Source organism: Nitrospirota bacterium (assembly GCA_030684575.1).
GTDB lineage: Bacteria > Nitrospirota > Nitrospiria > Nitrospirales > Nitrospiraceae > Palsa-1315.
This window is the reverse complement of the sequence record JAUXVD010000014.1, coordinates 254,940-265,272: the sequence shown is the minus strand read 5'-3', so window position 1 is coordinate 265,272 and position 10,333 is coordinate 254,940. Positions and strand designations below refer to the sequence as shown.

The window sequence follows — 10,333 nt, the reverse complement described above, 5'->3', positions numbered from 1 at the left end:
ACTCGAACTACGGTTCGAGTGGACATCAAGCAATTGGATGAAACAGAAGGGGCAGGCTCCTTTTCAGTCGCCTGCCCCAATCCACCTTGACGAGTCCCATTGCCTAGCTCTATTACAACAGACCCTTCGTCGATAGCACCTTGCCCGCCAACCGCTCTTCCGGCATCGTCGCTTGATCCAACGCCTTGGCAAGGCCTTTGAAGATCGCTTCCATGATGTGGTGCGGGTTGCGCCCGTACATCAGATTCACATGCAAGTTGAGCCCACCGTGGGTGACAAACGCCTGAAAGAAATCTTCGAAGAGGCCGAGGTCGAACGTCTTGATCTTCCGATCAGGCAAATTCACGTTATAGACAAGATAGGGCCTGCCACTGAGATCCACGGTGACCTGAGCCAGCGTTTCATCCAGCGGGAGCGACGCAAAGCCGAACCGTTTGATCCCGCCCTTCTCCCCCAATGCCTGATGCAGGGCCTTGCCCATGACGATGCCGACATCTTCCACCGTATGGTGTTCATCGATGTCGATGTCGCCCTTGGCCTTGACCGTCAGATCGAAAAATCCATGTTTGGACAACAGTTCCAGCATATGGTCGAAGAACCGGATGCCGGTCTCAATCTTCCCTTGCCCGCTGCCGTCCAACCGCCAGTCGACATGGATATCCGTTTCTTTGGTCGCGCGATGAATTGATGCCTGCCTGGGTACCGATCCGTTCTTTTTCATGAAAACCTGCTTTGGGCTGATTTCGCGTGGGCGTCGAACCCTTCGATATGTGCCAACCGAACGAGATGATCCTTCACCTTGCTCAGCTCCTCTTTCGTGTAGTGAACGATATTGCTCACTTTGAGGTAATCGTGGACAGAGAGTGCCGAGAAGAAGCGCGCCGTCCCGCCGGTCGGCAACACGTGATTCGGACCGGCCACGTAATCCGCCACCGACGGGGGCGTATACCGACCCAAAAATAGCGCCCCCGCGTGCCTGATTTTTTCCAGATAGTCGAACGGCTCATCGACCGAGAGCGTCAAATGTTCCGGGGCAATCTCGTTGGCGACATCGATGGCTTCGTCCATGGTCGTGACCACAAACGCCACCGAATGGCGTGCAATAGACTTGGCGGCAATCTTTTCCCGTTGCAACCCCTTCAGCTGGCTGCCGATGAGTCGCACCACGTCTTTCGCCAACTGCGCCGATGTGGTCACAAGATAGACCTGTGCATCTTCATCATGCTCCGCTTCGCAGAGAAGATCGGCCGCAACGTGCGCCGGCTTCGCATCACCGTCTGCGACCACGAGCAATTCGCTCGGACCGGCCACCATATCGATCCCGACCGTGCCAAAGAGGAGCCGCTTGGCCGTCGCCACATAAATATTCCCGGGCCCCACGATTTTGTCGACACGTTGGATCGTCTTGGTCCCGTACGCCATCGCACCGACGGCTTGCACGCCCCCGACGCGATAGATCTCCGTCACGCCGGCAATATCGGCGGCGACGAGCAAATAGGGATTGATCGGGCCTTTTTGCGGCGGCGTACACATCACGACACGGGAAACACCCGCCACCTTAGCCGGGATTGCACACATCAACACCGATGAGGGGTACACCGCCTTGCCGCCCGGCACGTAGACTCCGACCGCATCGACCGGCGTGACCACTTGGCCCAACGTCGCCTCGTTATCCTGATACATCCAGGTCTTGATGCGCTGGCGCTCATGGAACGATGTAATTCGCTGAGCCGCAAATCGGAGTGCGTCGCCCTCGTCTTTTCGGATGTGGAAGTAGGCCTCTTTGATTTCTTCAGGGGTAACGCGCAGCTCCGTGGCTTTCATGGAGACGCGGTCGAACTGTTTCGTATAGCGGAGGACGGCCTTATCGCCGCCTCGTTCCACGGCTTGCAAGATCGACTTGACCGTCTTTTCGACGGTAGCCCCTTGCACACGGGCTCGCGACGTGACTTTTTTGAGTGTGGGAAGGAAGGCTCGCTCAGTGGAGGCCACTATCTTCATGTACGCGTCCGTTTGACTGTTTGACGTGCTCCACGCGAAGGTTTGCGCGGAGCGGCTGCTCGAGACCCCGTTGATGTGCGACTGACGGCCCGGAGCTTTTGGATCAGCTCTGTAATCACCGCATGCTTCAGCTTCAAACTCGCTCGATTGACGACCAGCCGAGCCGTAGATTGCGCAATACACTCCACTTCGACGAGATGATGCGCCTTCAACGTATTGCCGGTCTCGACCAGATCGACGATCCGATCAGCCAGACCGACCAACGGCGCCAGCTCAATCGAGCCGTACAACTTGATAATTTCGACCGGCACGCCGCGCTGATTGAAATACCGCTCGGTGATCTTCGGATACTTGGTCGCGACCCGAATTTTCGAGGACAACCGATCCCGTGAGGCCTGTCCCTCGAGCGCAGCGACGGCGATTCTACACGCTCCGAATCCTAAATCCAATGGCTCATATACGTCGCTCTCCTGCTCCATCAACACATCTTTTCCGACAATTCCGACATCCGCGGCGCCATATTCGACATAGGTCGGCACATCGGTCGGCCGCACGATGAGAAAGGTCATGCCGATCTCCGGACAGGGGAACACGAGCCGGCGACTCTCGGTGGAAAGACTACCCATGGCGTAGCCCGCTCGACGAAACAGGTCCAGCGTGAGGTCCAACATTTTCCCCTTCGACAAGGCAATGGTCAGCATGATGTCAGCGCGTCTCGGCCGGAGCCGCCCCTTCTTTATGACGGGTAATCGTCGCACCCAATCCACGCAGTTTCTCTTCCATCCGCTCATACCCACGATCCAGATGGTAGACCCGAAGAATCTCCGTGGTGCCTTCCGCCGCAAGCCCAGCCAAGAACAAACCGGCGCTCGCACGAAGGTCGGAAGCCATCACCGGCGCACCAGTGAGCCTGGTCGGCCCGGTCACCACCGCCCGGTTGCCCTCAACCTTAATATCGGCGCCCATCCGCCGCAACTCCTCGACATGCATGAAGCGACTCTCAAAGACCGTCTCCGTAATCACACTCGTGCCCTCGGCTGCCGTCATCAAGGCTACCATTTGCGCCTGCATGTCGGTGGGAAACCCGGGATAGGGCAATGTCCGGATGTCGATGCCTTTGAGCCGCGAAGCCGCATTGAGATGAATCCGGTCCTGCCCCACCTCCATCTCGACGCCTGCCTCTTGCAACTTCATCAATAATGCATCCAAGTGGCCCGGACAACATCGATTGACCGTGACCGCGCCCCGCGTGATAGCCCCGGCCACGAGATACGTACCGGTTTCGATGCGATCCGGGATGACGTCATGATCGCTCCCGTGCAACTCACGGACTCCTTCGATCGTGATCACATCCGTTCCGGCACCGACGATACGAGCCCCACGCTTCACAAGAAAGTTCGCAAGGTCGACAATTTCCGGTTCTTTGGCAGCGTTTTCAATGACCGTGGTCCCCTGGGCCAGCGTCGCGGCCATCATCAGATTTTCCGTTCCAGTCACCGTCGGCGTGTCGCAGTAAATATGTGCGCCGGTCAACCGCTTCGCGGTGGCGCGAATATACCCATGTTCCATCGAAACTTCCGCACCCATTTTGGCCAGTCCGGCAAGATGGAGATTGACGGGCCGTGACCCGATCGCACAACCACCGGGCATCGACACCGTCGCTTCGCCCCATCGTGCCAACAGCGGCCCCAAGACCAGCACGGAGGCCCGCATGGTTTTGACGAGGTCGTAGGGGGCTTGGGTCGAGCTGATCATCCCCGCATCGATCACCGCACGATTCCCCTCATGGTGAACCTTTGCGCCCAGGATACCCAACAGCTTCCCCATGGTGACAACATCTACCACGCGGGGCACATTGGTAATCACGCATTCGCCGCCGCCAAGAATGGTGGAGGCCAAGATCGGCAAGGCGGCATTCTTCGCCCCGCTGATCTGCACCTCTCCTCGAAGCGGTATCCCGCCGGTAATGACTGTCCGATCCATCTTGCCCTAGGCTCCCACTCGCTCCACAATCACCACCCGCTCAAGCCCTGCTTCATCCAGGACCAGCCGGTGAAATCTGTAGCCTGGTATCTGCTCGACAATCCGACGCATCGCACGAGCCTGGCCGGCGCCAATTTCCATGATCACTGCACCGTCGGGAGAGAGATATCGGCAGGCCTCCCGTAACAACCGTTCGTGCAATTCCGTCCCCTGAGGCCCTGCCACCAGCGCACCTCGTGGCTCGAACAACCGCACCTCCGGCTGAAGCGTCGCCCAATCTAACTCAGGAATATAAGGAGGGTTCGAGACAATGACGTCAACCTGCCCTTCCAGCTTCTGCTCCGCCAATGGCCCCAGCAAGTCGCCTTCCAGCCAGGTGATATGCTCGCTGACTCCAAGCCGAATAGCATTCTGCCTGGCCACATTGAGCGCAGGACCGGAGAGATCGGTCGCGATGACCCTCGCATGAGGTCTCACCCGTGCAATCGCCACGGCGATACACCCGGATCCCGTGCAGACATCGACGATGGTTGACGACCGATCGGCAGGAATCCGTTGCGTAACATACTCGACCAGCAACTGAGTCTCGGGTCTCGGGATGAGCACCGCTGGATTGACCCTAAACTCCAGTCCGCAGAACTCCTGGGTCCCCAAAATATATTGCAGGGGCTCGCGGCCAACCCGCCGCGTGATTAAACCTCTCGCGGCCAAGAGCTCGGAAGAGGAGAGGCGTCGGTCTCGGTCGGTCACAACATGATGTGTAGAAAGATGGAGCACATGCGCCATAATCCACAGGGCTTCCTGCTCCGCAGTCTCGATGCCGGCCTGCTCCAGCAGCTGGCGAGCCTCGACAATGACCTCGCCAAGCGTGGCTTGTCCAACCGACTGAGGGAGAAGAGCGACCGCGTCCATATTATGCAACCCCCACTTCTTGCTGACGCTGAGCTTTCAACGCCTGAACGAATTCGTCGAGGTCGCCTTCGAGCACCTGCTCCAACTTATGCAAGGTCACACCGACACGATGGTCGGTTACCCGGTTCTGCGGGAAGTTATAGGTGCGGATCTTCTCGCTCCTCTCGCCCGTACCCACCTGAGCCTTGCGGTTCTGCGCAGTTTCCGCGTCTTGCTTCTCCCGCTCCGCCTCGACGATTCTGGCCCGCAGAGTCCGCATCGCCTTTGTGCGGTTCTTCAGTTGCGACCGTTCATCCTGACAACTCACTACCACACCAGTCGGAATATGGGTGATCCGCACGGCCGACTTTGTCGTGTTGACGCTCTGGCCTCCGGCGCCGGATGAACAGAAGGTGTCGATTCGAAGATCCATGGGATCGATCTGAACATCGACTTCGTCCACTTCGGGCATCACCGCAACAGTGACGGTCGAGGTATGAATCCGGCCACTCGCCTCGGTCACGGGGACACGCTGCACCCGGTGAACCCCAGCCTCGAACTTGAAATGACTGTACGCGCCCTTACCTTCAATCAGTGCGACGACGCCCTTGTAACCTCCGCCCCCGATTTCTGTGGCTTCGACCACATCGACCTTAAAACCCTTGCTCTCGGCATATTTACTGTACATACGAAACAAAACCCCGGCGAAAAGCGCCGCCTCGTCACCGCCGGTTCCGGCACGAACTTCGAAAAGCAGACTTTTTTCGTCTCGCGGATCTTTGGGAATGAGAAACTCTTGGGCCTGCTGTTCGATCTCGGCCTGCTGACGTTCGAGCTGGGCGCTCTCTTCCATCGCCATCTTATGCATCTCGGTTCCGGCCGTGGGGTCCGCAAGGATTTGAACCGCTTCTTCCAACTGCCTGACGTTGTCCCGATAGGTGACGAGCAGCTTGGCCGCGGGCTCGATATCCGTCCGCTCCTTATTGACCTTGTGCAACTGCGAAGGCTGGCTCATCAAAGACGGGTCCATGAGCTGATTGGTCAACTCATCGAATCGAGTGGCCAGCACTTCCCATTTCTTCAGCAAGACGGCTTCCATGGCCCCGTTCCCTTTAAATTCGCACTCCACCCCTGATGCGCAAAAACAAAGAGACCCTGCCCCTCAGCGAAGCAGGGTCCCTCGTATGATCACGTCTCGAACTACTTCTCTTTCTTGGCGTACTTCTTCTTGAATCGTTCGACGCGTCCTTCGGTATCGATGATTTTCTGCGTCCCCGTGAAAAACGGATGGCAGTTTGAACAGATATCGACATTGATATCGCCGCCCGTCGATCGGGTCTTATATTTGTTGCCGCAGGCGCAATGCACCCCAACTTCCCGATACACGGGATGAATACCCTTCTTCATAGTTCCCACTCCCCTGACGTCAAAATCTTCAACCTTCGCCCATTCGAAGGCCAGCTACTGTACCCTGTCTCGGCAACTAGTTACAAGCCGGATGTTACCGGTTCATCGATTGGAGAAACTCCTGATTGGTCTTGGTGCCGTGCAGCTTGTCCATCAGGAACTCCATGGCTTCCATCGTTCCAAGCGGACTCAGCACCTTGCGCAGGATCCACATCTTGTTGAGGCGATCCTTGTCCACCAGCAATTCTTCTTTTCTCGTCCCAGACTGGCTGATATCGATAGCCGGGAAGAGCCGCTTGTCGGCCAGGCGGCGATCAAGATGGACTTCCATATTGCCCGTTCCTTTGAATTCTTCAAAGATCACGTCGTCCATCCGACTTCCGGTATCGACCAGCGCCGTCGCCATGATGGTCAGACTGCCGCCATTTTCGATATTACGGGCCGCACCGAAGAACCGCTTCGGACGTTGGAGGGCATTCGAATCCAATCCTCCAGACAGCACCTTACCGCTTGGCGGGGCAATTGTATTGTACGCACGAGCCAGACGGGTGATGCTATCCAGCAGTACCACGACATCTTTTTTATGCTCGACCAACCGCTTGGCCTTTTCGAGCACCATTTCAGCCACCTGAGCATGGCGCTGAGCCGGTTCATCGAAAGTAGAGCTGATGACTTCGGCCTTGACCTGTCGCTGCCAGTCGGTGACTTCTTCCGGCCGTTCGTCGATGAGCAACACGATCAAAGTGACTTCTTTGTGATTCTTCAAAATGGCCCGGGCGATGGCCTGCAGCATCATCGTTTTGCCGGTTCGGGGAGCCGCAACGATCAGCCCGCGCTGACCTTTGCCGATCGGGGTCGTGAGCTCCATCACGCGGGTACAATATTCTTCACGATCGAACTCAAGGTTCAGCCGCTCTTCGGGATAGAGCGGCGTCAGGTTATCGAAGAGAATCTTGTCGCGGGACACTTCAGGATCTTCGAAGTTGACCTTCTCGACCTTCAGCAACGCGAAATATCGCTCGCTCTCCTTCGGCGGTCTGATCTGGCCGGAGACGGTGTCGCCGGTGCGCAAATTGAAACGCCGAATTTGAGAGGGGGATATATAAATATCGTCGGGGCCTGGGAGATAGTTCGAATCGGGAGCACGCAGAAATCCGAATCCGTCAGGGAGCGTTTCGAGCACGCCCTCGCCAAAGACTACGCCATTGTTCGCGGTTTGCGCCTGCAGAATCGCGAAAATCAATTCCTGCTTTCGCAGATTCGGTGCGCCATCGATCTTGAGATCGCGCGCCACCTCATTGAGATCGGCGATAGATTTCTGCTTCAGCTCCGCGAGGTGCATAACCTCCCCCTTCGTTTGTGTCATGAGTATCCTCTCAAGCCCTCAGCTGCGTCGTCATCGGCAGCGCTCGCACGTGGTGAACCATGGGAAATTGTCCAGAAACCGAATGAATGGCAATGTCTTCGATGATCGTATGTTGTGTGTATTAGCTAAAGAGGGTGACCCGTGAAGGACTTACTCGCTACGTCCGTCTCTAATCAGAGTACGGCTCTGTCTCATATCTGCGGATATTGTCTCAAGGGGAAAATCATGCCGAGCTGAATGTCTCTATGGCCTGAACGATTGTGGCTTGTTTCGAGATGCGCCCCGGAAGTCTTTTTTGTGTGGAGATACCGCTGATCCGAGCTGAGATATTGGTCCAAGGATAACGCGAGCGACGTGCCTTGTCAATATGAATCACCTTCTATTTTCACCAACCCTCTTTCCCTCACTTATGCCCAGTCCAGCCGAAACCGTCTCCCCCGAATCTGATGATACGATTACGCCATCCTTATAGTTGCAGCCCAAAAGAATGGTGTGATACATGAGGAACCTCCCTAGAGGCACACCATGGCACATGACGACGAGCAGGAACAACACGAGCGAACGTTTACATTATCCGAGGCTAATCACCTCATCCCCCAGCTGAACTCCAAGCTGATATCGATCCAGCAGGCCAAGGCTGTCTTGGCTCGAACGAAGGATGAAATCCAGAAGGCTAGTGCCAGGGCTGAATATGGCGGGGGCAGCACGGTCGGGCACCTATACATCTCCGGTCTTCAGCAAGTCAGTACGAATCTTCAGGCGATCCAGGAGATTGGCATCCTGGTGAAGGACCTGGACCTTGGCCTCTGTGACTTTCCCCATCTTCGTGACGGTCGAGTGGTCTACCTCTGCTGGAAGCTCGGAGAGCAAGAGGTTCGCTGGTGGCATGAAACGACGACTGGCTATAAAGATCGCTGTCCCCTCGAGGATCTCGCCTGAGCTCAACACTTTAGCAGTGCCTTCGAGGTATCAAGATGAAATTCGTCATTCTCGGATTCGACGGCCCCGACGGGGAGGCTAAGCGAAAAATCTATCGCCCTGCGCATCTCGCCAAGATGGAGGCCCTCGACGCGCAAAGCCGAGTTGTGCTGGCCGGTCCGCTCACGGATAAAACCGGAAGCCTGATCGTCATTGAGGCGGACTCGTTGGAAGATGCGCAGCAATTCGCCCGCGAAGACCCCTATACCGTCCATGGTGTATTTGAACGGGTCGAAGTCCATCCATTCATTCAAGTCTTTCCGAAAGCACGCTAGCCCTAGGCCTACTGACCACGCTTCGTGCCCATATCCCCATAAATTTTTGTCTCTGCTTTAGTTGCATTGCCCCCTCACCAATCGAGCGGGTATAGTTGTCTGATGAAACTGCACCAGCAACTGTTCTACCCCCTTATCTTCGCACTCATTCTATGGGGAACCTCGGCAATGGGCGCCTCGACGAAAATCGTCATCGCCGATAGCCAGTACGTCATGGCTGATGGCGATACCCTGGCCGCTGCAGAAGAAAAAGTCCTTCAGCGAGCTCAACGAAAAGCCGTGGAGGAAGCGGGCATCTATCTCGAGGCCACATTCCACGATGTGGAAAAAGAATCTGGAGGAAGAAGCGCGCAAGCCAGCTCCCTGGAGATCAGAACAATCGCCGCAGCCATCACGGAAACAGAAATCCTCGAATCTCGACGCTCCTTCGAACGGGACCGCCCCGTCTTCTTTGTCCGCATTCGCGCTACGGTCAATGTAAGCAGTCTCGCGGAGGCCATACGCCGACTGCAATCCGATCAGCAACTTGCACATCACTTTCGTCAGCTCCAGCAAGAAAACCATCAATTGCGCTCTCAATTACAAGAGCTTCAACAGCAGCCGGTCGGTGTCCGAATGTTGGCCATTGAGCCGAGCGGAAAGTCCACCTCACAGCAACGAGCGCGCGCGCTACTGGAAACCGCACTCCACGCACACAACCTACGAGACAAAATCCAGCTCAGCACCGAGGCCTCCACGCTCGATGAGCGTTACGTCGACCCACTGATCGTACGAGGCCAAACCTATCTCCGGCTGATCTCGCTGGCCTTTTCCCAGCAGGCTCAGCCCTCGGACTATTCGGACTATCTGGATAAAGCCAGACTAGACTTTGATCGCGCCATCACACTCGACGATAAAAATGTATGGGCATGGGTTGGGAAGGGGGATACATTCACCTGGTTGAAGCAATGGGACGAGGCCACCGCTGCCTACGAACAAGTTCTTGAGCTCGATCCGTTTGCCGATATCGCCCGCCAGCGACTCATCGGCGCATACACGACGCAAGCGCGCCGCCAGGCAGAGGCCAAATCATGGCAGCAGGCATTGGCCACACTGAAGAAGTTAATTAATGCTCAAACGCCTGAAAGCTGGATCCCCCAGCAAAAGGAGGCCTATGCGCTCCGAAGCGAGATCTACCTCAAGCTGAATCAGCCTGAGCAGGCAATTGAAGATTTATCCACTGTTATTCGTGTCGATCCCACCAATGCTGCGGCCCTGGTCAACAGGGCAAAACTCTATCGAGAACGCCTACAGGGGCGACTCGCCAAAGATGACCTTGAGCGGGCCTGTGCCCTGGGATCCAACCCTGCCTGCGAGCAATTACCATGACACCTTGCAATATATTGAATACGCACTCATTATTTACGAGCAGCTGCCACTCCATACCGACTGA

11 protein-coding genes are annotated in these 10,333 nt (G+C 56.4%); 3 read left to right on the top strand and 8 right to left on the bottom strand.

Going from position 1 to position 10,333, the window contains the following annotated elements; all coding sequences use genetic code 11:
* Positions 1-112: 112 nt before the first annotated feature.
* The 8 genes from hisB to rho form a co-directional block, all read right to left on the bottom strand.
* A complete protein-coding gene (hisB, locus tag Q8N00_11205; GenBank protein ID MDP2383361.1) occupies positions 113-721 on the bottom strand; it encodes an imidazoleglycerol-phosphate dehydratase HisB in 609 nt (202 codons plus the stop codon).
* Positions 718-2,001 carry a histidinol dehydrogenase gene (gene hisD / locus Q8N00_11200; GenBank protein MDP2383360.1) on the bottom strand — a complete coding sequence of 428 codons (1,284 nt, stop codon included), beginning with the start codon at positions 1,999-2,001 and terminating at the stop codon, positions 718-720. The genes hisB and hisD overlap by 4 nt, the downstream gene beginning before the upstream one ends.
* Positions 1,998-2,702, bottom strand: a complete 705-nt coding sequence (gene hisG / locus Q8N00_11195) for an ATP phosphoribosyltransferase (protein ID MDP2383359.1) — start codon at positions 2,700-2,702, stop codon at positions 1,998-2,000. Before hisG ends, hisD begins: the two co-directional genes overlap by 4 nt.
* A 4-nt stretch (positions 2,703-2,706) precedes the next feature.
* Positions 2,707-3,984 (bottom strand): UDP-N-acetylglucosamine 1-carboxyvinyltransferase, encoded by a 1,278-nt coding sequence (gene murA, locus Q8N00_11190; GenBank protein ID MDP2383358.1) that lies wholly within the window; start codon positions 3,982-3,984, stop codon positions 2,707-2,709.
* Between the two features lie 6 nt (positions 3,985-3,990).
* Entirely contained in the window at positions 3,991-4,896 is a 906-nt protein-coding gene (prmC, locus tag Q8N00_11185) for a peptide chain release factor N(5)-glutamine methyltransferase (GenBank protein MDP2383357.1), read from the bottom strand.
* Between the two features lies 1 nt (position 4,897).
* On the bottom strand, positions 4,898-5,974 hold the full coding sequence (prfA, locus tag Q8N00_11180; GenBank protein MDP2383356.1) for a peptide chain release factor 1: 1,077 nt from the start codon (positions 5,972-5,974) through the stop codon (positions 4,898-4,900).
* A 101-nt stretch (positions 5,975-6,075) separates the two neighbouring features.
* Positions 6,076-6,282 (bottom strand): 50S ribosomal protein L31, encoded by a 207-nt coding sequence (rpmE, locus tag Q8N00_11175; GenBank protein ID MDP2383355.1) that lies wholly within the window; start codon positions 6,280-6,282, stop codon positions 6,076-6,078.
* A gap of 94 nt (positions 6,283-6,376) precedes the next feature.
* Positions 6,377-7,624 carry a transcription termination factor Rho gene (gene rho / locus Q8N00_11170; GenBank protein MDP2383354.1) on the bottom strand — a complete coding sequence of 416 codons (1,248 nt, stop codon included), beginning with the start codon at positions 7,622-7,624 and terminating at the stop codon, positions 6,377-6,379.
* Between the two features lie 549 nt (positions 7,625-8,173).
* On the opposite strand from rho, the gene Q8N00_11165 reads away from it, so the two are divergent.
* The 3 genes from Q8N00_11165 (at position 8,174) to Q8N00_11155 (ending at position 10,269) form a co-directional block, all read left to right on the top strand.
* Positions 8,174-8,587, top strand: coding sequence for a DUF2203 domain-containing protein (locus Q8N00_11165; GenBank protein ID MDP2383353.1), 414 nt, complete (start codon positions 8,174-8,176; stop codon positions 8,585-8,587).
* A 35-nt stretch (positions 8,588-8,622) separates the two neighbouring features.
* Positions 8,623-8,901 carry a YciI family protein gene (locus Q8N00_11160; protein MDP2383352.1) on the top strand — a complete coding sequence of 93 codons (279 nt, stop codon included), beginning with the start codon at positions 8,623-8,625 and terminating at the stop codon, positions 8,899-8,901.
* A gap of 102 nt (positions 8,902-9,003) precedes the next feature.
* The gene (locus Q8N00_11155; GenBank protein MDP2383351.1) at positions 9,004-10,269 is read left to right on the top strand and encodes a hypothetical protein; all 1,266 of its coding nucleotides are present in this window, start codon (positions 9,004-9,006) and stop codon (positions 10,267-10,269) included.
* Positions 10,270-10,333: the final 64 nt, after the last annotated feature.

Bases quoted from the DNA above. Each gene is read 5' to 3' on its own strand.
- hisB (MDP2383361.1), bottom strand. From the start codon at position 721: ATGAAAAAGAACGGATCGGTACCCAGGCAGGCATCAATTCATCGCGCG.
- hisD (MDP2383360.1), bottom strand. From the start codon at position 2,001: ATGAAGATAGTGGCCTCCACTGAGCGAGCCTTCCTTCCCACACTCAAA.
- hisG (MDP2383359.1), bottom strand. From the start codon at position 2,702: ATGCTGACCATTGCCTTGTCGAAGGGGAAAATGTTGGACCTCACGCTG.
- murA (MDP2383358.1), bottom strand. From the start codon at position 3,984: ATGGATCGGACAGTCATTACCGGCGGGATACCGCTTCGAGGAGAGGTG.
- prmC (MDP2383357.1), bottom strand. From the start codon at position 4,896: ATGGACGCGGTCGCTCTTCTCCCTCAGTCGGTTGGACAAGCCACGCTT.
- prfA (MDP2383356.1), bottom strand. From the start codon at position 5,974: ATGGAAGCCGTCTTGCTGAAGAAATGGGAAGTGCTGGCCACTCGATTC.
- rpmE (MDP2383355.1), bottom strand. From the start codon at position 6,282: ATGAAGAAGGGTATTCATCCCGTGTATCGGGAAGTTGGGGTGCATTGC.
- rho (MDP2383354.1), bottom strand. From the start codon at position 7,624: ATGCACCTCGCGGAGCTGAAGCAGAAATCTATCGCCGATCTCAATGAG.
- Q8N00_11165 (MDP2383353.1), top strand. From the start codon at position 8,174: ATGGCACATGACGACGAGCAGGAACAACACGAGCGAACGTTTACATTA.
- Q8N00_11160 (MDP2383352.1), top strand. From the start codon at position 8,623: ATGAAATTCGTCATTCTCGGATTCGACGGCCCCGACGGGGAGGCTAAG.
- Q8N00_11155 (MDP2383351.1), top strand. From the start codon at position 9,004: ATGAAACTGCACCAGCAACTGTTCTACCCCCTTATCTTCGCACTCATT.